Source organism: Actinoallomurus sp. NBC_01490, from assembly GCF_036227085.1.
Lineage (GTDB): Bacteria > Actinomycetota > Actinomycetes > Streptosporangiales > Streptosporangiaceae > Actinoallomurus > Actinoallomurus oryzae.
Window position 1 is genome coordinate 6,305,712 of the sequence record NZ_CP109433.1, and the last position, 19,042, is coordinate 6,324,753.

Here is a 19,042-nt window from a genome sequence, read left to right on the forward strand (position 1 = left end):
GGGACCCCCGCCTGCCCAGAGGCAATTGATGTTCAGGCGTCGCCGGTGCGCAGCAGCAGGCCGCCGGCGAGCAGCGCCGCGGCAGCCCATCCGGCGGTCACGCCGAGACCGGCCCAAGGACCGATGGGCAGGTCGTGCAGATCGGTGGTGGCCTGGACGGTGAGCCCGGCGTTCATCGGCCCGATCTGCCGGAGCAGGCGCTGCCAGTGCGGACCGCCGATCGTCTGGGAGAGGATGGGGAACAGGTAGAGCAGGCCCAGGACGATTCCGATGCCGGCCGCGGAGTCGCGTACGGCGGTGGCGACGCCGAGGCTGAGCAGGGCGATCAGGATCAGGTAGAGGACCGACCCGACGGCCGCGCGCAGGGTGGGCCCGTCGGCCAGGGACAGGGCCGAGTGGCCGCGGGCGGCCGTGAAACCGTGGCCGGGCAGGATGAGCCATCCGGTCAGCAGCGACCCGAGGACCGCGACGGTTCCGGCCGCGGACACGATGCCGGTGAGGGTGACGGTTTTGGCCGCGAGGACCGTGATCCGGCGCGGCACCGCCGTCAGCGTGGTGCGGATCATGCCTGAGCCGTACTCACCGCTGATGATCAGTACGGCCAGGACGGCGACCGGCGCCTGGCCGAGCATGACGCCGATGAGGCTGAGCCTGGTCGTGTCGCCGCCGCAGCCGGCGGACGTGCAGGTCACCACCGAGGTCACCACCGAGGTCGCCCCGGCGCTCAGGGCCACGGTCGCCGCGATCGCGCCGAGCAGCAGCCACAGCGGGCCGGCGACGGTCCGGATCTTCGTCCATTCCGCGTGCAGGGCCGATCTCATGCGTCCCTCCTGCGGAGGAGGACGGCGGCTACCGCGAGGCTGACCACCGCGTACCCGGCCAGGACGGCGAGCCCCGCCCACGGCCCCAGCGGGTAGTAGCCCTCGTACGGCGTGTAGACGCTGCTGACCTGGTGATACCGCACGAGCGTCTGCTGGACGGCGAAGGCCGCGGCCGGTGTCACGCGCGTCAGCCAGTTCGCCACGCTCGCGGGCATGAACGGGATGGCGACCAGGATGTAGGGCAGCACGATGCCCACGATGACGGTGGTGACCGCGCCGGCACTGTGCCTGAAGATGGCCCCGACGGACAGGGCCATGATCGAGGCGGTCGCGAGCAGCGCCGCGATCCCGAGCTCCACCCGTAGCTCGGTCGAGGACGTCACCGGGAAGATGTACACGCCGTTGGCCCGGGCGAGCCGCTCGCCGAGCCGAACCGCGACGGCCGCACCGGCCAGCCCGGCGACGAAGGTGACGGCTCCCAGCACGGTCGCCTTGGCCACCAGCACCCGGATCCGCTTCGGGCTGGCGGCCAGCGTGACGTGGATCAGGTTCTTCCGGTACTCCGTGGTGATGAACAGCGCCCCCACGACGACCACGGCGATCAGCGCGGCGAACGTGCCGATGAGGATCTCTCCGAGGGCGCCGCCGGTCGGCAGGGTCACGCGAACGGCGGGCGCGATGTCGCCGGCGCCGGTCACCGTGAAGCGGCCCGCAGATCCCGTGACCGAACCCGACGTGTTCGGCGGGTAGCCGGAGAAGCTCGGGGATTCGGGCCCCACCTGGTCACCGGCCCAGTCGCCACCGGCCCAGCGCCCCTGGACGCGCAGGTCGTCGAAGACGGCCGTGGACACACTGCCGCTCGTGCCCATGCCGTGCACGGAAGGCGGGGATGCGACGAACAGCCCGCCCTGCGCGGTCGGTCCGAGCCCGCTCACGTGCACGGTGCCCACCGTGGTCCAGTGCGTGCCGTCGCCCGAGGCACGACCGGTGATCGCGTCGCCCGAGCGGTCCAGCCGCAGCCAGCGGGGCGAGGCGGCGGAGACGGGCCCGGGGAGGCCGGCCGTGTCGCCGGCGTAGTCGTCCTGCATCCGTACGCCGTGGCCGCCGGTCACCATGATCGCCGCGTACGGTGATCCCTGGCGCGTGCTCTGCTTGATGATGAGCCCGGCCTTCGACCACGGCACGACGCCAGGCCGCAGGTCCGTGAGACCCCTGGGAATGCTGCTCCGGAGCGCGGAGACGGAGACCGTGATGCTGCCGTCTCCGGCCAGCGGCCGGTGCACGAAGTAGAAGCTGTCGGTCACCGGTTCACCGCCCGGCCCGACCGGGACACGCGATGCGTCATCCTGAACGCTGCCGGCCCCGGCGAGCGCGGCGAACAGCACCAGCATCAGCGCCGCGACCACCGTGCCGATGACCCACCCGCGGACGGTTCGGAACTTGGTCCACTCCGCGCGCACGACCTGGGCAAGGCCGTTCCGGCCGGAGCGCGACCGTGTGACGGCGGCGGTCACCGCGCGACCTCCCCGGACGTCGCCGCGGGGAACTCGACCGCCTCGCGGGTGAGCTCCAGGTAGACCTCCTCAAGGGAGGCGCGGTGTGCCGCCACCTCCGAGAACGGCACCGCGCTCTCGCTGAGCAGCGTCACGATCCGGTCCGCGGGCAGTCCGGAGACGGCGATGGTGTCGCGGCCGGCGGGCGCCACGGTCGCGCCGGCGTTCGTGAGCACCCTCGTCGCGTGCGTCCCGGCCGTGGTCCGCAGGGCCACCCGGTCCCTGGAGACCGCCGCGATCAGGTCGGCGACGCCGGCGTCGGCGATGGCCCTGCCGCATCCGACCACGACGAGATGGTCGGCGGTGTCCTGCACCTCGCTCATCAGGTGGCTGGAGACCAGCACGGCGCGGCCATCAGCGGCCAGCGACCGCAGGAAGCCGCGCATCCAGATGATGCCGTCGGGGTCCATGCCGTTGAACGGCTCATCGAGCATGATGACCGGCGGGTCGCCCAGCAGGGCCGCGGCGATGCCGAGCCGCTGCCGCATGCCGAGCGAGTAGCCGCCGGCCTTGCGCCGGGCCGCCGAGGTCAGGCCGACCTGCTCGATCACCTGGTCGACCCGGCGCGCGGGCAGGCCCTGTGAATGCGCCAGCCAGAGCAGGTGGTGACGAGCGCTGCGGCCGGGGTGCAGCGCCGAGGCGTCCAGCAGTGAACCGACGTGGTTCAGCGGGTGCCGAAGGTCGTGGTACGGCCGGCCCTCGATCAGCGCGGTGCCCTCCTCGACCGCGTCCAGGCCGAGGATCACGCGCATCGTGGTGGACTTCCCGGCCCCGTTGGGCCCCACGAAGCCGGTCACCCGTCCCGGACGGACGGTGAAGGACATCCCGTCGAGGGCCAGAGTCGCCCCGTACCGCTTGCGCAGTCCGGCGACGACGATTCCCGGGGCGCTCACCGCGGCGAGTTCGGGGTTCGAAACGGATTCATGCCGACGGTTGTACGCGGTGCCCGGTTCCAGCCCGGTCGCGGCGGCTGCGACCTGGTTGCGACCGGGGATCTGGCATCGTCGGGGCATGGCACCTCGACCCGATGGCCGGTTCGGCCGCCCGGCCCGTACGACGACCGGCGGTGAGCGGCGGTGAGGGTCCTCGTCGTCGAGGACTTCGAGATCCTCGCCCGCTCGATCGGTACCGGGCTGCGCCGCGAGGGCATGGCCGTCGACGTCGTCCTCGACGGAACCGCCGCGCTCGACCGCCTGTCCGTCACCCGCTACGAGGTGGTCATCCTCGACCGCGACCTGCCCGGCGTCCACGGGGACGAGATCTGCCGGCGGCTCGCCCACGGCCGGTGCGAGACCCGCGTCCTGATGCTCACCGCCTCCGACACGATCGAGGACCGCGTCGACGGGCTCAGCCTCGGCGCCGACGACTACCTGCCCAAGCCGTTCGCGTTCGCCGAACTGGTCGCCCGCGTCCGTGCCCTGGCCCGCCGCGCCACCCCACCACTACCGCCCACCCTGGCCTGGGAGGACATCACCCTCGATCCGGCCCGCCGCATCGCGTTCCGGGCCGGCCGGCGCCTTCAGCTGAGCCCCAAGGAGTTCGCCCTGCTCGAATGCCTGCTCGCCGCGCCCGGTCTGGTCAACTCCGCCGAGGAACTGCTCGAACGCGTCTGGGACGAGGCCGCCGACCCGTTCAGCAGCGCCGTCAAGCACACCATGCACCGGTTGCGGGCCAAGCTCGGCGACCCACCCGTGATCGAGACCGTCCGCGAAGGCGGCTACCGCATCGGATCGTCATGACCGCCCCGCCCACCCGAAGGTCCCTGCAGACGCGGCTCGCGCTGGCGTACGCGGCGGGCATTTACGCCGCCGGGGTCTTCGTGCTCGTATTCGTCGACGTCCCGCTCGCCGGCGTCCAGTCGGCCACGCCCAAAGGCCATCCCTCATCGGGCACGATCACCGGTACGGGGGACGGGGTCGGCCTGCCGCAGCTCCTCATGGGATCCGCCGTCGCCCTGATCGCCTTGGTTCCCGTCGCCCTGGCCCTCGGATGGTTCGTCGCCGGCCGGTTCCTGCACCCGCTGCGCGCCATCACCGCCACCGCCAAAGTCATCTCCGCCGGCGACCTCCACCGGCGCCTCGACCTCGGCGAACCCGCGGACGAACTCACCGAACTCGGCCGCACCCTCGATGACCTGTTCGCCCGCCTCCAAGCCTCCTTCGACGCCCAGCGCCACTTCGTCGCCAACGCCTCCCACGAGCTGCGCACTCCCCTCGCCGGGCTGCGCACCCTCCTCGAAGTCGCCCTCGCCGACCCCGACGCCGACGCCGGCACTCTGCGCGCGGCCTGCCAGGAGGCCCTCATTCTCGGCGGGCACCAGGAACGGCTCGTCGACGCACTGCTCGCCCTCGCCACCAGCGAACGCGGGATCTCCCGCCGGGACACCCTCGACCTCGCCCGGCTCACCGCAGAGGTGCTCGCCTCCCGCCGCGACCGAGCAGCAGAGACAGGCATCGACCTCGTCGAACACCTGACGCCCGCGGTGACGGCCGGGGATCCACGGCTGGTCGAAAGCCTCATCGCCAACCTCATCGACAACGCCATCCGCCACAACCACCCGGGCGGGCACGTAGAGGTCACCACCCGGACCTCCGGCACGCAGGTGACCTTGACGGTCGGCAACAGCGGGCCGGTCATCCCCGACGACCAGGTCCAGCGGCTCTTCCAACCCTTCCAGAGACTGGCGCCCGACCGTAACGGCCACCACGACGGCCACGGTCTCGGCCTCGCCATCGTCGACGCCGTCACCCGAGCTCACCACGCCACCCTCACCGCCGGCGCACGCCCCGAAGGCGGCCTGTCCATCACCGTACGGTTCGCGCACGCGTCTCATCCGCGCAGCGCGACGACGCAGGGACCGCGGTGCGATGGCCCGGACGCGAGGGCGGAAACGCGCCGGCGTCCTTCGCCGCGTACGAAGCGGCGCCGCTGACTCGGCACCGAATCCGGTGTTCCTGCCGGCGTTCGTGGCCTCATGGCAGGTTCGTCACCGTCATACCGCTTCTCCCCCGGGCGCAGGAACGTCGGAGTGCCGGGCGCTGATGGCCAGCAGTGCGCGGCCGAGCGTGCGCGCCTGCTCTCGGGTGTGACGGTCCTCGACGCCGCGGAGCAGGATGTGTTCTCCGTCGGTCACGACCGTGCCGTCTTCGACGCGAACGCCGGGCCGCCCGTCGATGTCCTCCAGCGGCGGCAACTCACGGGCCTGGCGAGCGGCGGTCTCGGCGGTGCGGGCGCGTTGTTCGGCCACGGCGGCGCGTTCACGCTGCGCGGCGGCATCGGCCCGGGCGGCGGTGAGCTCTTCTTGGAGGAACCGAAGTTGAGTCCGGTGACCGCCTTGGGCGGCGGCCAGATCGGTGCGGGCCTGGTCGCGTTCGGCGGTCAGGCGCTCGGCGGCCTGCTGCGCGGCTTGGACGTCGCGTCCGGTCCTCTCGAGCTCCTGTTCGGCACCCGCGAGGCGGCTGGAGAGATTCTCGATGGCGGCGGTGTCGTGAGCGTGCTGCCGGTGAGCGGCCGTCAGGTCGGCGGTGGCCGCCTGCAGCCGCCGATCGCGTTCGTCGAGTTCGGCGCGTAGCGCCTCGATCCTCTGGTCCGCGTCGCGGAGCCTGACGGCGAGTTCGTCGCGGTCGCGCCGGGCGGCGTCACGCTCCTCGCGGGCCTCCTTCTGGCCGGCCAGGGCGTGGTCGCGTTCGGTTTCGGCGGCGCCGCGGGCGGCCTCGTGCTCGGCGATCGACTCGGTGGCGCGCTCGGCGATCGCGGCCACGCGGCGTTCGGCGTCCTCGGTCGCGCGGCGGGCGGCGAGCTCGGCGGCCTGCCGGGCCTGGACGGCCTCCCGCGCGGCCGCGCGGGCCTGGTTCTCGCGGCGTCCGGCCTCGGCGGCGGCGGCCTGCGCGGCGACGGTCTCGGTGTGGGCCTCGGCCTGCTCGCGTTCGGCCGCCTCGACCCGGCCGGTGAGGTCGCCACGGATCTCCTCGGCCAGCCGCAGCAGTTCGGCGATCCCGGGCGCGATGCGCTCGTAGGTCTCCTCGAAGCGGCGCAGCGCCCCGTCCGTACGGGTGACGGCGGCACGACGGCGCAGCTGGGAGGCCCGGTCGGCATGGGCCTTGCTGCAGAACTTGGGCGGCTGACCGCCCTTACGCCGCCCCAGCGCGTCCACCGCCGGCGCCGGTGCCGGGTTGTCGCAGGTCTCCCATTCGTTCAGCGCGCACCGCCACGCGTCGGCGGCCTCGTCCTGCTCCGCGCCGGTCACCAGCTCGTCGTCCATGATCGAAAGTATTTCACATTCGCTTTCGCGTGTCGCGTTATTAATATCGCGACCCGCGAAAGCGATACTGATCATCCCAGGAAGCTTGGCTTAATGAGGAATTAAGCCAAGCCCGTGTCGTCCGCGACGCTACGATGCGGATGGCATCACACCGGTGCGAGCGCGCGTGGGAGGCCGGGCGAGGGGCGGTTCGACGTGGCGAGGGCGGGAGCGAAGGTGGGTATGAGCGACCGCGACGGTCGATGCGGACCGGTCCCGGGTGAACCCTGCCGATGCTCTGGCACGCCGACCCACCTCCCCCGCTCCCTCAGGGTCCTGGAGGTGGCGGCGTGAATCCGCAGGACGCGACCTCGGCCGTGCCGGTCGTCCTGCCTGCGCCGGCCGGTGAGCGGGCGCCGATCCGCTCCCCGGCGCCGGCACTGGTGCCCGCCGACCCGGACCACCAGCTGTCGGAGGACGCGGCGGCGCTGGTGGCACGAGGCCTGGCGGCCAACACCCGGGCCGCCTACGAACGGCACTGGGCACCGTTCGAGCGCTGGTGTCACCTGCGCGGGCGTACGCCACTGCCCGCGACCGCCGCGACCCTCGCCGAGTACGTGCACCACCTGACCCGCACCACCACCCAGTACGGCGGGCCGCCCAGCGCCTCCACCATCAACCACGTGCTCGGCTGCCTGCAGGCCGCCCACAAGCACGCCGGGCAGGTCTGCGACGTACGGCTCGCCCGGCTCGCGCTACGCGCCTACCGCCGCGACGCCAACGCCCCCGACGGTGACATCGCACCTCGGCGGCGTGGCCGCCGCCGGTCGGCACCGATCGCCGTGGCGCAGCTTCGCTCACTGGTGCACGCGATCCTCACCGCGGTCGCCGAGGGCACGGTCCACCCGGTCAAAGGCCAGCGCGACCAGCTCGCTCTCGTGCTGGGGTTCGCGATGGCCGCCCGCTCCGCCGAGGTCGCCGCTCTGAACATCGCCGACCTGGCGTTCTCCGACCGCGGCCTGACCATCACCGTCCGCTCCTCCAAGACCGATCAGGACGCGGCCGGCGCCACCGTGCGCATCAAGTACGGCCGCCGCCTGGAGACCTGCCCGGTCCGGCTCACCCAGGCGTGGATCGACACCCTCGCCGCGCACGGCATCAGCAGCGGACCGCTGCTACGCGGCGTCGACGCCCGCGGCCGTCTGGCCGGGACCCCCCACTACGCCGGCCGGACGCCTCCCGACGGCCGCCCGGCACCGATGACCAACACCGCCCTGAACGACCTGCTGCGCACCGCCGTACGCCGGGCCCGTACCGCCGACCCCGACCTGGCCGACCCCGAGGACTACTCCTGGCACGGCCTGCGCGCCGGATTCGCCACCGCCGCGGCCGAAGGCGGCGCCGCCCCGAGCGCCATCGCCGACCACGGCCGGTGGAAGGGCCTGCTCATGGTCATGCACTACTGGCGCGGCGGAACCGCATGGAACAACCACGCCCTCGACAAGATCGACCTGTAAAGGCCCGAGGCGGTCAACGGTGCGTTCGTGGACGAGGTCGCGGGCGTGCAACTCCTCTTCGAGAAGCACGAGGAGTTCAGCGTTGCGTTTCGTCTCTGGCTCCGCTCGGCTGGACGGCGAAGTCGAAGCGCGGCGCGTGGCGGCTCAACGTCGCGGTCCGCACCGTGGCCGGCCAGACGCTGCTCAGCGCGTCCGACAGCGTGGCGATGAGACGTGGGACGTCAGTGGCCGCCGAGGCATGCACTCCCTCCGCGACGATCAGGACTGTGTCGGTCGTGTCGCGGACGGCAGAGTGGCCGCTCTGCCGGTTCGTCCATCGCCGGGCGTGCGTGTGCCCGGCGGCGTCGACGAAGGTGACCTCTCCCGGTTCTGGGTTCTCCGGCTCTCCCGACAGTGTCAGGTAGTTCTCGTCGCCGGCCGCGTGCCGGACTTCGAGGTGCCTGGAGATCCTGTCGACGTCCAGCGCGGCCACCGGGATCGCGAAGGCGAGCGAGATGGCGTTGCAGAGGTCGACCAACGGGTGGATCCGTGGCAGGGCGCCTTCTTTGCGGAAGCGTCGCAGCAGCGACTCCGAAGCGCATCGGTATCGCGTGGGCTTGAGCCCCATCTTTGAGAAGGTGCGCCGCCAGGCCTGGATCTCGGGCAGGTCGGCCTCCGTGCCCGCTGCGAGCCGCGCCTTGGCGAGCATGGTGAACGCCTCGATCCGGGGTTCGACGACCGCGTCGGCGGTGATCCCCGTGGCGACGAGCGCGCCGACGACGAGTTCGGGGTGGTCGGACCAGATCTCGTCCGAGTGCTGGAAGTACATGTTCGGGTCCGTCGTGGAGTGCGCGGTCATCGGGCGGCGAGCGCCAGCTTGGCGCCGAGGGCGACGAAGGACCCGGCGAAGCCCCTGCGCAGCCAGGCCATCAGCCGCGGCCGCGCGGTCACGTGGTCCCGCACCGAGGCGGCGAAGACGCCATAAGCGGCGAAGACCGCCAGTGTGACCAGCATGAAGACGGCGCTGAGTTCCAGCATCCGTAGCACGTGGCCCGGTTCGCCGGTGTCGACGAACTGCGGCAGGAAGGCGAAGAAGAAGATCGTCAGCTTCGGGTTGAGAAGGTTGATCAGGACGCCGGAGGCGATCACGCGTCCGGCCGGGCGCGGCGCGGATTCCTTCTCGGCGACGATCGGATCCGTGTCCTTCAGCGTGGCCCACGCCATGTACAGCAGGTAGGCCACTCCCAGGTATCTGACGAGCTGGAACGCCGTTGCGCTGGTGTGCAGCAGCGCCGCCATGCCGGTGATCGCCGCCACCATGTGGGGAACTGTGCCCAGCGTGCATCCGATCGCGGCGACGACGCTCGCACGGCGGCCGTGCGACAAACCCGCCGACAGTGTGTAGATCGCCCCGGTGCCGGGCGTGGCGACCACGACGAGCGTGGTGAGGAGGAACGCGATGCTCAAGGCGGCTCTCCTGATTGGTTGCGGTGATGGCCGTTCTCGTGACCGGAACTCTGCCGCCACAATGGCCCGATGGACAGGTCCAATGAAGACCTCTTCGAGGGGTCCATAACAGCGGGCTCGGATTTCCTCCAGCTGAACGTCGAGGACGCACCCGCCGGTGGGCTGTCCGAATGGCTCGCCGACCGATTCCGGTCGGCGATCTACGACGGCCGCCTGACCGTGGGAAGCAGGTTGCCTGCGAGCAGGGTGCTCGCACGGGACCTGCGCGTGTCCCGCGGCGTCGTCACCGAGGCGTACCAGCGTCTGAACGAGGAAGGCTACGTCGCGGGGCGCGGCCGGAGCGGAACGATCGTTGTCGGCGCTCCGGGACGGAGGCCCCCGGCCCGGCCGCGGCCCGCTCCAGCGGATGCGACGGCGGCGGACGCGGTGTTCACGGCGTCGCCCGGCGTCGAGGCCTTCGACTCGCTGCGGGCGGCCGCGGCAAGGATCGACCTGTCACCGGGCGTGCCCGACCTGGCCGCCTTCCCGCGGACCGCATGGCTGCGCGCCGAACGCTCACTGCTCGCCGGCCTGGCGTCTTCCGCCCTCGGATACGGGGATCCGCGAGGATCCCTGGCGTTGCGCGCCGCCGTGGCGAACTGGCTGGCCCGCAACCGCGGGATCCTCGTCGACCCGGTAGATGTGATCATCACCGCCGGCACCGCTCAGGCGCTGGGACTGTTCGCGGAGGTGCTCGTCGAGAGCGGGATCCGCGAGGTGGCGGTAGAGGATCCCGGATCACTGGGTGCCCGCCAGCATCTGCACAACCGGCGGCTGGCCACCCCGCCGGTGCCGGTCGACGCCGACGGGATAGATGTCGGCGCGCTGCGCGCGACAGGCGCACCGGCTGTCATGCTCACCCCCGCACATCAGTTCCCGACCGGCGTGGTGCTCGGCGGCGACCGGCGCCGCGAGCTGATGCGGTGGGTCGATGAGGGCGGCTTGATCATCGAGGATGACTACGACGCCGAGCACCGTTACGACCGGCCTCCGGTCCCGGCGCTACGGTCGACACTCGGCGAGCGCGTCTGCTACGCCGGGAGCGTGTCCAAGCTACTGGCTCCGGCGCTGAGGATCGGATGGTTTCTCCCGCCACCGCGGTACCGCGACGCCGTCGTGGCCGCCAAGCGGTTCGCCGACCTCGGGAACGCAGTGCTGCCGCAACTGGTACTGGCCCGCCTGATGGAATCGGGAGAGATGGAACGCCATCTGCGGCAGCTGCGCAGACGCCACCGCCGTCGCCGAGACGCCATGATCGACGCGATCGGAGCCCAGCTACCGGACGCGACGGTGCACGGCGCCGCAGCGGGCCTGCACTTGACGATCACCTTCAACGCCGGCTTCTGCGACGTCGACCTCGCCGCCGCGTCGCTCGCGCGCGGGGTGAAGGTACAGCCGCTCTCGTGGCACCGGCAGTGCCCCGGCCGCCCCGGGCTCGTGCTGGGCTACGCCGCGAGCGCCCCGACCGCCATCGGCGAAGCCGTGGCGGTCATAGGCGAGGCACTACGCCGTGTGTGCTGACGGCTCCTCGGGTTGCAACGCAAAAACACTGGAGGTGGCCGGACGCCCACGTTCACCTGCTGGTCTCCCAGGGCTTGAGGCGGAGTGTCAGCTTTGAGTACCGGCGGCCGCGGGGCGTTTGCGTGTCCGTCGACGACGCCGACGGCACCGAACGCGCCTTCGCCGACCTTGCACTGGGGGCCGACGACGTCGATCTGGTGGTGGCCTCCGACGCCGAAGAGATCCTGGGGATCGGGGACTGGAGTGTGGGCGGCGGTGCCGGGATCGCGGCCGGCAAGCTCGCGGTGTACACCGCTGCGGCAGGGATCGACCCGACCCACCGCGGGTCTCGGCATCGCAGACCAGTTGCGCGTAGCGATGGTCCGGGACGGCCTGGACCACGAGGCGGCCACCCGGCGGATCTGGCCCATCGACAAGCAGGGTCTGCTCGTCGAGACCATGTCCGACCCGCGGGACCTCTAGGTGCCGTACGCCCATCCTGCCGCCGAGGTCGCCGGCTGGAAGAGGGACGAGGGCCGTTTCGGGCTGGTTGAGGTCGTCGAACGGGTCAAGCCGACGATGCTGCTGGGCACCTCGACGGCGCAGGATCCGGTGCACCCGAACGACCAGGTGAACATGGGCCGATCCTCCAACGGCACCTCCGTGTCCGCCATGCACATCGCCGCCGTCGTGATGATCGAGACCAGGCCGCCGCCCGCCCTGGACCGGCCGGCCGCCCGGATCGCGCACCGCGCCCTGGACGAAGACCTGCCCCTGAAGGACGCCGCGCTGAAGTCCGGAGTCAGACCGGAACTTTACGAACGCGTCGTCATATCGGAGGCCCTCACCCGGCCCGGAGTCGCCGGCACCTCGGCCGGCGAGAACAGCGATCACACGAGGCGAGATCGCTCCTGAGGCACGCCACGGGTCGGCCTTGGCCTTTTAGGCAGAGTGGCTCCGTGGCGTCCGGCCACGGAGCCTCGGCAAAGCCGTTGGCTGACCACGGTGACCACTGCTACCTTTCCGGAGGCCGTGCCAGAGAACGAGGAGGTGGTACCCGTGAACGCACTATCGACATGGGTGCTCCCCTCTGGGGTCACGGTCGGGCGTTAGGTCGTCCGGGAGCGCCGTTCAGAGCACTCCCGAAAGGCACGACCATGCGATTCACCTCCGAGCAACGCCTCGACGACGGCGTCCTCGAACGCGAATTCACCCTCGGCGAGATCCCCGGCATCCTGTGGACACCCGCATCCGCACCGGCGCCGCTGATCTTGCTCGGCCACCCCGGCGGACTGCACAAGATGCGCCCCCGGCTGGTGGCCCGGGCCCGGCACTCGGCGGAGCACGGCTTCGCCTCGGCCACCATCGAACTCCCCGGGAGCGGTGACCGGCCTCGCTCGGCCGTCGCCGAGCAGGCCCGCGCCGACGTGCGCCGGGCGGTAGAGGCCGGTGAGCCGGTCGACGAGGAGATCGTCGACCGGCTCATCCTCCCCCTGGTCGAAAAGGCGGTGCCGGAATGGCAGGCCGCCCTGGACGCCCTCCTTTCGCTGCCCGAGATCGGCGGCCCGGTCGGGTACTCGGGCGGAGTGATCGCCATCGGCGTCCGGCTGGCGGTGGTCGAGCCGCGCATCTCGGCCGCCGTTCTGTTCGCCGGGAGTTTCGTGCCCCGCGCCACGTTCGAGGAGGCCCGGCAGGTCACCATTCCGCTGCATGTCCTGCTGCAGTGGGACGACGAAGGGAACGACCGGCAGGCGGCCCTGGACCTGTTCGACGCCTTCGGCACCAAGGAGAAGACGCTGCACGCCAATCTGGGCGGGCACACCGGCGTCCCGCAGTTCGAGGGAGACCCCGCGGCCCAGTTCTTCACCCGGCATCTGAGCTAGTCGCCGAGCACGCAGTGCGGCAGGTTCGCCCTGCCGTACTGCGTCGAGCTCAGACGCCTGCTGTTGGTGAAGCGCCGTGGCGCCGGTTCACAAGCCACACGGCGACAGGGGTCGCCGTCCTCAGAGTGATGGCTGGTCGAGGATGGCCGCCACCTCCGCCGCTCGGAGCAGGAACCCGACGTGTGAGGTGTCCAGGGAGTGGACGTCGCAGGGGTTTGTCCGGGGTCAGGGCATCGGCTTCGGCGATCAGCCGGTCCTGCATGGTCACCGGAAGCGTGCGGTCTTCGGTGAGACGGGCGTAGGTGCGAGCCGGCCCACCAGCGCGGGGATCTCGTTGCCCACCCCCGTGGTGGTCGTTCCGCCGAGCTGGCGCCGACCAGCACCACCGGCCCGTACTCGGCCCCGTGGCCCGGCAGGTCGACGGCGTAGCCGCGGTGGCCGCGCAACGCCAGTTCGCGTTGGACCGGCGCCCACATGGGTGAGCTGGTGCCGGAACCGTGGACCAGCACGAAGGTGGGAGCGTCGGCGGTCTGACGTCCAGGACGGGAGGGGCTGTCGGAGACAGGTGACATACAGGTCAACCCGATCGGATTGGAGCGCGGCGGCCACACCCGGTATCGGGCATGGGGAGGGAGATGCCGCTGACGGAAGTGGCGAGCGCGCACAGCGGTGGGCTCGGTGGCGGCGCCCCGTCGAGCCGTGCGTCGGCCCGTCAGGGGAGAACGCGGCTGAGAGCATCAACCGATGGCTGTGCGGAGTTGACGGTTCGGGTCGGATGAAGCCCGTGTGGCGGCGTCACACTGCCGGGGCCTCCTCAACCGCCGCGGGTCACCCCTTGACCGGCGGGAGCAGACCGTCTCAGGCGGTCCGAAGACGGACGAACATGTAGACCATGGCGTGGCCCTAGCAGCACCAACAGCACGAGTTGATCACCCGGCCTTTTGACGCACCGAGGACGGGCGCCCTTCCGCGGGCTCGTCCTCGACCTGTCCATCGCGCTCCACCGTCGCCGAATCCCATCGCCATCACGCCCCCGCGAACCCGCGACCGATGCTCGGAGCGACGCACGAACGCTGCTGCTTCTCGCGTACGCGATCAGGGAGGGGACGATCTGTGGCGGGCGCCGGTTGATGCGGTCTCCGGTTCGGGTGTCGATGTTGAAGACCCCGTTAGGCCCGGGCGAGGAGGCGGCGGGCTGCGTCACGCGCGTCCTGCCCCGCGGCCGGGGTCCCGTCGATTGCGGTGACGACGCTGGCGCCCTCGATCAGCAGCAGCAGTTGCCGCGCCACCGCCGCCGGGTCGGCGAGGCCCAGGCCGTCCAGCCGGTCCTCCAGCAGCGCGCGGTACCGGACGAGGTGGCGGCGCGCGATGGCGGCGACCTCGCCGCTCGCGCGGGTGTCGGTGACGGTGTTGACGACGGCGCACCCGTGGTAGCCGGGCCGCGCGAACCAGTCGATGAGGAGGTCGAAGACCGACAGCACCCGTTCGGGCCCGGGGGGCGCGGACGCCGTCTCGCGGTCGAGCCAGGCGTGGATGCGGTCGCTGTACTCGGTGAGCATGGCCTGTACGAGCAGTTCCTTGGACGGGAAGTACCGGTACAGGCTGAGTTTGGACGCGCTCGCCCGCGCGGCGATCTCGTTGACGCCGACGGCGTGGACGCCGCGCTCGTAGAACAGATCTGCGGCCGCTCCCAGGATCCGGGCGCGGGTGGCGGCCTGGCCCGCCGTCATCGTCTCGGCCATGGCCCCACGATACCGGGTTGTACTGTCACAGTACAGAACTGTACTGTCTTGCCACATGGACGATCAGGTGCCGATACGGCGACTCTGGACGGCGGTTCTCTGCGGCTACCTCGCGCTCGGCGCGACGCTGCAGGAACTCCCCGGATACGTGACCGACGACATGGGCCGGGGCACCGCGGCGGCGGCGCTGGCCGTCGGCACCGCTTTCGCCGCCACCGCGCTCGTCCGCCCGTTCGCCGGACGCGCCGGGGACGCCGGACTGGCCCGCCCGGTGGTGATGGCGGGCGGCGCGCTGACCGCCGCCGGCGCCGTCGGCCATCTGCTCGCGCCGAACCTCACCGTGCTGCTCACCGCCCGGCTGGTCATGGGCGCGGGCGAGGCGGCCCTGTTCTCCGGTGCCCTGCCCTGGGTCCTCGCCGGAGCCACCGGCGGCCGGAGGGGCCGGCTGACGGGATGGTTCGGGCTGTCGATGTGGGGCGGCCTGTCCGCCGGCCCCGTGCTCGCAGTCCTCCTCCACCGGCTCGGCGGCGTGGACGCCGTCTGGTGGACGGTCGTGGCCCTGCCACTCGTGTCGAGCGCCCTCGTCGCCACCACCCGTTCGCGTCAGGAGCGGCGGCCGGCCTCCTGGCACGGCCTCCTGCCCGGCGGCGCCGGGCTGCCGGGGCTGTGCCTCGGCCTCGCCGCCTATGGCTACGGCACCCTGACCGCTCTGCTCGTCCTCTACCTCGGCGACCGGCACATCGGCGGCCGGCAGGCGGGGCTGGCGCTGTTCGCGGTGCCGTTCTTGCTCGCGCGCTCGGCGGGCAGCCCCCTGGTGGACCGGTACGGCGGCGTCGCCGTCGCCCGGATCGTCCTGCTGGTCGAGGCGGCAGGCCTGACCCTCCTCACGGCCGCGGCGTCCGAACCCGTCGCGCTCACCGGTGTCGCCGTCACCGGAGCGGGGCTCGGCCTGGTCTACCCCTGCACGACCACGATCACCCTCGGCCGTACGGGGGCGCTGCGGCCCGGCGCGGCGGTCGGCACGATGACGTCCTTCTGGGACCTCGGCATCCTCGCCGCCGGACCGCTCGGCGGCCAGATCGCCGCGCACCTCGGATACCGGACGGCCTTCGCCGCCGCCATCGCCGCGGCCCTCGGAGCCTTCGCGACGGCCGCAGCCCTCCGCCCCCGCCGCACGTTGGCCCGCGAGAAGGCCGAGTGCGTGATCAGCGGTAGCCCCGGCAGGTCGTCCTCGTGACGTACGAGGTCCACCTCAACCGCAACGGCTGGGCACAACCAGGAGTGAACCTTGTCGATCTCGCCCGAACCACAAGCGACAACGTCCGCGGCTCAGGTTGCCCGTGGGGCGCCGTAGCGCAGGCCGTCGAAGAGGAGGGCCGTGATCTGCTGGGCTTCGCCCAGCCAGCCTTCCGTGGCGCGCATCCCGCAGATACCACCCAGGGCGCGCAACAGCGTGGGACCGGTGACGCCGTCGCGGACCGTGCCGGCCGCGGCGCCCGCGTCGAGCAGTTGGGTGAGGGCGTTCGCCATCCGGGTGCGGGCGGTCTCGAAGACCGGTGAGTCCGTCGCCATGATGCTCTCCAGGGCGACCGACATCCCCTTCCCCACGGCGGCGTGGTCCACGAGCAGCAGCAGGAAGCGCCGTAGGGCCTCGTCCGGGGGGTGCCGCTCCAGGAGCTTGGAAGGTGCGGCGCACAGGTCGTCGACCTCCTTGCGATAGACCTCCTCGATGAGGACTTCCCGCGTCTCGAAGTGGCGGTAGAGCGTCCCGACGGCCACGCCGGCGCTGCGGGCGATTTCCTCGACGTGTGCGTCGGCGTCGCCGCCGAGGAACGCCTCCCGCGCGGCGGCCAGGAGCGCCTCGCGGTTGCGTCGCGCGTCCGCGCGCAGCGGGCGTGATGACGACAACAGAGCCTCCATAAGGTGAGTCCGGTTCCGGTTGTGTATGGTTTCCGGAGTCCGGTTCATCTTACGGAGGAGATGCCCATGACGATCGCGGACGAAGGTCGCGAGCACGGGGGGCGCGTGGTGTGCGTCCTGCCCGGCTTCGTCGGCACCGACGGCGCCACCGCCCACCTCCGGCACATGGCCGACCAGCAGGGCGTCACCACCGGCGAGGTCACACGGCCAATGTGGATCACCTGAAGGTCCCCATGGGCCGCCCCGGAGACCCCGAGGACGTCGCCGAGATGATCGTTTTTCTCGCCTCCGGCCGCGCGAAGTGGCTCACCGGACCGCAGTTCCGCGTCGACGGCGGCATCATCCCGACCATCTGAGCACCGACCGGCAACAAGAACAGGACCCCCATGCCCATCACCCTGGCCTCTGTGATCATCGACGCCGCCGATGTCGAGGCGGAGAGCGCCTTCTGGCACCGGCTGCTCGACGGCTCGATCACCCGCACACCGACCCACCACTTCATCCAGGCCCCCGGCCTGCCGGTGATCGTCGTCCAGTCGGCCCCCGGACATGTCGCCCCGAACTGGCCGGACGGCACCTCCCAGCAGATGCACCTCGACTTCGGCGTCGACGACCTTGCGACCGCCGACCGTACGGCCACCGAAGCCGGCGCCACCCGACTGCGGCCCACCGACGACGTCACCCCGGAAACCCGCACCGGCAGCCGGGTCTACGCCAGCCCGGCCGGACACCCCTTCTGCCTGCGATCGGCCTGAGACTGCCGTCGTTCGCCGCGCCGTACCTCGCGGCCGCCGAGGGCGGTGAGGGTCTCGTTGGGTTCAGCCATATTGCGGGCGAATCGGTAGTGGTTGGATGCCCCGCATGAACGTGGACATGGAGGTGCTGGCCGAAATCCAAGAGCACTGCGTTGAGACGTTGGGCGATCCTGACGGGCCGCGGATAGCGGCGCTGGCGCGACGCGGCTACCGGATCGCTCCGGCCGGTGAGGACACCACGCCCGCGGGCCGCAGCCGTCTGGGTGGCAGCGCGCTGCTGGAGCCGACCACCGAATGGCCGCACGTCGAGGGGATACCGCTTAACCTCATGGCGGTCCTGGATGTCGACGTCCTGGCCCCCTGGCTCGGCGAGGAGCTACCCGCCGTTTCCGGACTGCTCAACTTCTTCTACTTTGAGCCTGACCTGCCCTACGACGAATACCGGCATATCGACGAGTTCACCGACTCGCGCTGCTGGCGGGTCATCCCCGCCGACCCGCAGCGCGCGATGGGGAGGTCCGCTCCCTACCCCGCGCACGCCTTCGACCCTCGTCCGGCAGCCGCCGCACCGATCATCAGCCTGCCCGAATGCCAGGAATCGGTCGTGCGAGATGTCCTTGATTCCGACGACGAAGACGGCATGCCGAAATGGCTCAAGGCGTTCAACCTCAATGACGAGTGGAGATCAGGTAGCGGCCACCCGGCCTACGACTGGAACCGCCACCACCGTGCCTTCGGCTGGCCGTGGCCTCTCCAGGGCGGCTTCATGCGGGACGACGAGGTTCATCTCCTTCAGCTGGACAGCGACAGCCAATGGCAATTCGGCGACTTCGGCCTGCTGTACTTCGTCATTCCGGCCGATGCTCTTCGCGCGGGCGACTTCAGCCAGGTCCGCGTCGAGATGCAGTGCCACTGACCCGATCCCGCACGCCGGCCCTTCTTGCCCTGAGTGATGACCGGCAAGCTCAGCCGGTGCCAGGCCGCGGCCCGCTCGAGTTCGCGGCAGGACCATGGATGATCTGTTCCAGGCAATCGCGAAACAGATCGTCGACGGTGCGGCCGGGTTGGAAGTACTCGGCCACGCCGGCCGTCACGATGGGGTACGCCGCGGCGTACGCGTCCATGTCGAAGCCGTCCAGGGCGTCCTCGTCGGGGCGGCCGACCTGTTCCTCCAGGACGAAGCCGACGGTGAAGCGCAACACCGTCAACACGATCAGGCGAGCCTGCCGCAAGGGAATGTCCCGCCCCACCAGTGTGCTCATTGCCAGTTCGGAGATGGCGGCCATCTTGAGGGACAGTTGGGAGGCCGCGATGATCCGGGCTCCGTCCGGGTGGGCCGGCAACGCGTGCCGCAGCCGTCCGGCCAGGCCGATCAGCCAGTCCTGCCGGCACTCCTCCGGCGCGGGCGACGCCAGTTCGGGGAACTGCTGCTCAAGGATCGCCTCGGCGATCGCGGTGACCAGCGCCGCCTTGTTCGGGATGTGCCAGTAAAGGGTCGGCGACTGTACGCCGGGCCGGGCGGCCCGTTTGCGCGTGGTCACGCCGTCGAGAGCCTCGGCGTCCAGTAGCGCGACGGCCTCGGTGACGATCCGCTGCTTGTCCAGAGCCAATTCCGGCATGAGGACT

22 protein-coding genes and 1 pseudogene are annotated in these 19,042 nt (G+C 71.4%); 13 read left to right on the plus strand and 10 right to left on the minus strand.

Going from position 1 to position 19,042, the window contains the following annotated elements; genetic code table 11:
• Nucleotides 1–32 precede the first annotated feature (32 nt).
• Genes OG417_RS29450 through OG417_RS29460 form a run of 3 tightly spaced genes read right to left on the minus strand, consistent with a single transcriptional unit; the run spans nucleotide 33 to nucleotide 3,198 of the window.
• On the minus strand, nucleotides 33–821 hold the full coding sequence (locus OG417_RS29450) for an ABC transporter permease (protein WP_329235300.1): 789 nt from the start codon (nucleotides 819–821) through the stop codon (nucleotides 33–35).
• Entirely contained in the window at nucleotides 818–2,335 is a 1,518-nt protein-coding gene (locus OG417_RS29455) for an ABC transporter permease subunit (protein WP_329235303.1), read from the minus strand. The genes OG417_RS29450 and OG417_RS29455 overlap by 4 nt, the downstream gene beginning before the upstream one ends.
• Complete coding sequence (locus OG417_RS29460) at nucleotides 2,332–3,198, minus strand: ATP-binding cassette domain-containing protein (protein ID WP_329262706.1); 867 nt, start codon at nucleotides 3,196–3,198, stop codon at nucleotides 2,332–2,334. The genes OG417_RS29455 and OG417_RS29460 overlap by 4 nt, the downstream gene beginning before the upstream one ends.
• A gap of 252 nt (nucleotides 3,199–3,450) precedes the next feature.
• On the opposite strand from OG417_RS29460, the gene OG417_RS29465 reads away from it, so the two are divergent.
• Nucleotides 3,451–4,113 carry a response regulator transcription factor gene (locus tag OG417_RS29465; protein ID WP_329235306.1) on the plus strand — a complete coding sequence of 221 codons (663 nt, stop codon included), beginning with the start codon at nucleotides 3,451–3,453 and terminating at the stop codon, nucleotides 4,111–4,113.
• Complete coding sequence (locus OG417_RS29470; protein ID WP_329235309.1) at nucleotides 4,110–5,306, plus strand: sensor histidine kinase; 1,197 nt, start codon at nucleotides 4,110–4,112, stop codon at nucleotides 5,304–5,306. Before OG417_RS29465 ends, OG417_RS29470 begins: the two co-directional genes overlap by 4 nt.
• Nucleotides 5,307–5,366: 60 nt before the next feature.
• Here the strand turns inward: OG417_RS29470 and OG417_RS29475 are convergent, their stop codons facing one another.
• Nucleotides 5,367–6,635, minus strand: a complete 1,269-nt coding sequence (locus OG417_RS29475; protein ID WP_329235311.1) for a hypothetical protein — start codon at nucleotides 6,633–6,635, stop codon at nucleotides 5,367–5,369.
• 329 nt (nucleotides 6,636–6,964) lie between these two features.
• Here OG417_RS29475 and OG417_RS29480 point away from each other — a divergent pair, with 329 nt between their 5' ends.
• Entirely contained in the window at nucleotides 6,965–8,131 is a 1,167-nt protein-coding gene (locus OG417_RS29480; RefSeq protein WP_329235314.1) for a tyrosine-type recombinase/integrase, read from the plus strand.
• Nucleotides 8,132–8,207: 76 nt separating this feature from the next.
• Here OG417_RS29480 and OG417_RS29485 read toward each other — a convergent pair whose 3' ends face one another.
• Together OG417_RS29485 and OG417_RS29490 are read right to left on the minus strand one after the other, a co-directional pair.
• Nucleotides 8,208–8,969: a B3/B4 domain-containing protein gene (locus OG417_RS29485; protein ID WP_329235317.1), complete on the minus strand. Its 762-nt coding sequence runs from the start codon at nucleotides 8,967–8,969 to the stop codon at nucleotides 8,208–8,210.
• The gene (locus OG417_RS29490) at nucleotides 8,966–9,577 is read right to left on the minus strand and encodes a LysE family translocator (protein ID WP_329235320.1); all 612 of its coding nucleotides are present in this window, start codon (nucleotides 9,575–9,577) and stop codon (nucleotides 8,966–8,968) included. Before OG417_RS29490 ends, OG417_RS29485 begins: the two co-directional genes overlap by 4 nt.
• 69 nt (nucleotides 9,578–9,646) lie before the next feature.
• On the opposite strand from OG417_RS29490, the gene pdxR reads away from it, so the two are divergent.
• From pdxR to OG417_RS29510, 5 genes and pseudogenes are all read left to right on the plus strand, one after another.
• Entirely contained in the window at nucleotides 9,647–11,137 is a 1,491-nt protein-coding gene (gene pdxR / locus OG417_RS29495; RefSeq protein WP_329235322.1) for a MocR-like pyridoxine biosynthesis transcription factor PdxR, read from the plus strand.
• A pseudogene (locus tag OG417_RS54465) lies at nucleotides 11,131–11,445 on the plus strand (hypothetical protein); the annotation flags it as partial. The gene pdxR and the pseudogene OG417_RS54465, both read left to right, overlap by 7 nt.
• Nucleotides 11,393–11,599 (plus strand): malic enzyme-like NAD(P)-binding protein, encoded by a 207-nt coding sequence (locus tag OG417_RS29500; RefSeq protein WP_329262713.1) that lies wholly within the window; start codon nucleotides 11,393–11,395, stop codon nucleotides 11,597–11,599. The pseudogene OG417_RS54465 and the gene OG417_RS29500, both read left to right, overlap by 53 nt.
• Entirely contained in the window at nucleotides 11,600–12,031 is a 432-nt protein-coding gene (locus OG417_RS29505) for a hypothetical protein (protein ID WP_329235325.1), read from the plus strand.
• Between the two features lie 242 nt (nucleotides 12,032–12,273).
• Nucleotides 12,274–12,999, plus strand: coding sequence for a dienelactone hydrolase family protein (locus OG417_RS29510; protein WP_329235328.1), 726 nt, complete (start codon nucleotides 12,274–12,276; stop codon nucleotides 12,997–12,999).
• Here the strand turns inward: OG417_RS29510 and OG417_RS54470 are convergent.
• Both OG417_RS54470 and OG417_RS29515 read right to left on the minus strand, forming a co-directional pair.
• On the minus strand, nucleotides 12,996–13,571 hold the full coding sequence (locus OG417_RS54470) for an alpha/beta fold hydrolase (RefSeq protein WP_442875585.1): 576 nt from the start codon (nucleotides 13,569–13,571) through the stop codon (nucleotides 12,996–12,998). The two genes, OG417_RS29510 and OG417_RS54470, sit on opposite strands and share 4 nt — an antisense overlap.
• Nucleotides 13,572–14,168: 597 nt before the next feature.
• Nucleotides 14,169–14,741, minus strand: coding sequence for a TetR/AcrR family transcriptional regulator (locus OG417_RS29515; protein WP_329235331.1), 573 nt, complete (start codon nucleotides 14,739–14,741; stop codon nucleotides 14,169–14,171).
• Nucleotides 14,742–14,796: 55 nt separating this feature from the next.
• Here OG417_RS29515 and OG417_RS29520 point away from each other — a divergent pair, with 55 nt between their 5' ends.
• Nucleotides 14,797–15,978, plus strand: coding sequence for an MFS transporter (locus OG417_RS29520; protein WP_329235334.1), 1,182 nt, complete (start codon nucleotides 14,797–14,799; stop codon nucleotides 15,976–15,978).
• 92 nt (nucleotides 15,979–16,070) lie between these two features.
• On the opposite strand, the gene OG417_RS29525 is transcribed toward OG417_RS29520, so the two are convergent.
• Nucleotides 16,071–16,649 (minus strand): TetR/AcrR family transcriptional regulator, encoded by a 579-nt coding sequence (locus tag OG417_RS29525; RefSeq protein WP_329235337.1) that lies wholly within the window; start codon nucleotides 16,647–16,649, stop codon nucleotides 16,071–16,073.
• Between the two features lie 78 nt (nucleotides 16,650–16,727).
• Here OG417_RS29525 and OG417_RS29530 point away from each other — a divergent pair, with 78 nt between their 5' ends.
• The 4 genes from OG417_RS29530 (at nucleotide 16,728) to OG417_RS29545 (ending at nucleotide 18,332) form a co-directional block, all read left to right on the plus strand.
• The gene (locus OG417_RS29530; RefSeq protein ID WP_329235340.1) at nucleotides 16,728–16,886 is read left to right on the plus strand and encodes a hypothetical protein; all 159 of its coding nucleotides are present in this window, start codon (nucleotides 16,728–16,730) and stop codon (nucleotides 16,884–16,886) included.
• 8 nt (nucleotides 16,887–16,894) lie between these two features.
• Entirely contained in the window at nucleotides 16,895–17,017 is a 123-nt protein-coding gene (locus tag OG417_RS29535) for an SDR family oxidoreductase (RefSeq protein ID WP_329235343.1), read from the plus strand.
• A 30-nt stretch (nucleotides 17,018–17,047) separates the two neighbouring features.
• Nucleotides 17,048–17,416, plus strand: a complete 369-nt coding sequence (locus tag OG417_RS29540) for a VOC family protein (protein WP_329235346.1) — start codon at nucleotides 17,048–17,050, stop codon at nucleotides 17,414–17,416.
• 106 nt (nucleotides 17,417–17,522) lie between these two features.
• The gene (locus tag OG417_RS29545; protein WP_329235349.1) at nucleotides 17,523–18,332 is read left to right on the plus strand and encodes a YwqG family protein; all 810 of its coding nucleotides are present in this window, start codon (nucleotides 17,523–17,525) and stop codon (nucleotides 18,330–18,332) included.
• Nucleotides 18,333–18,381: 49 nt separating this feature from the next.
• Here the strand turns inward: OG417_RS29545 and OG417_RS29550 are convergent, their stop codons facing one another.
• Nucleotides 18,382–19,035 carry a TetR/AcrR family transcriptional regulator C-terminal domain-containing protein gene (locus OG417_RS29550; RefSeq protein ID WP_329235352.1) on the minus strand — a complete coding sequence of 218 codons (654 nt, stop codon included), beginning with the start codon at nucleotides 19,033–19,035 and terminating at the stop codon, nucleotides 18,382–18,384.
• Nucleotides 19,036–19,042 lie beyond the last annotated feature (7 nt).